Origin of the sequence: Lactobacillus sp. M0396, assembly GCF_016101625.1 — a bacterium.
Lineage (GTDB): Bacteria > Bacillota > Bacilli > Lactobacillales > Lactobacillaceae > Lactobacillus > Lactobacillus huangpiensis.
Genome location: NZ_JACFQE010000020.1, coordinates 1 through 771 on the forward strand (window position 1 = coordinate 1; position 771 = coordinate 771).

The window sequence follows — 771 nt, forward strand, 5'->3', positions numbered from 1 at the left end:
CTTCATTTTTTAAGAGTGACGGAAGCCATTCAGAAGTTTTAAATGAAACTGCACCTACTAAAGACCATAAGAATGATTCTGATAATGTCTTAGAAAATAATGATAGTCTTCAAGCTGAAGACAAAAACACTAAAAAAGAAGACTCTACTGATATAGGGCAGTCGACTGACGATTCTACGGGTCAAAGTGATATTGATTCAGCTAGGAACATTAATATAACTAATGTAAATAGTGGTATGTCGTCAGCAGTTAGTCGAGTACTGTCAGCATATAATAAATTAAATCCAGATGAGCAAGTAAATGTTACAGCATCTTTTAATAAATTTATTGATGATATAAAGGCGACTCAGAACGATGCTATTGAAAAAATTAAAAACTCTGGAACTAAGGAAGATATTGTGGCTATAGCCGAAAATGCTAAAAGTAAATTTGATAAATTTGCCACAACTGCCGAAGTACTTTTTGCAAAAACAGCTGCAATAGATGCAGTTAATGATGTAGCAGAGAAAGTTAAGAAAGAATTAATTAAAGAATCCGATATAAAAAAAGTTGAATCTATTGCTCAAAGTGCAAACGATGAACTAACGCAAGCTGATGATGTTGGAAAAATAAACAATATTAAAGAAGAAGCAGTAAATGATATTAATAATGTTAAATTTATTGCAGAAGCGACTGCAAAGGCAGAATTAGAAGCTAATAAGACTGCGCAAAAGGCTTATATTAGTTCGATGGCTGAAGCGGCCAAGAAGCGAATACAAAATGCATACGATA

1 protein-coding gene is annotated in these 771 nt (G+C 32.9%); it reads left to right on the plus strand.

Annotated elements, in window-relative coordinates; genetic code table 11:
• The coding region (locus H3T43_RS09285) for a hypothetical protein (protein WP_198214173.1) at positions 1–771 on the plus strand (771 nt) is incomplete at both ends.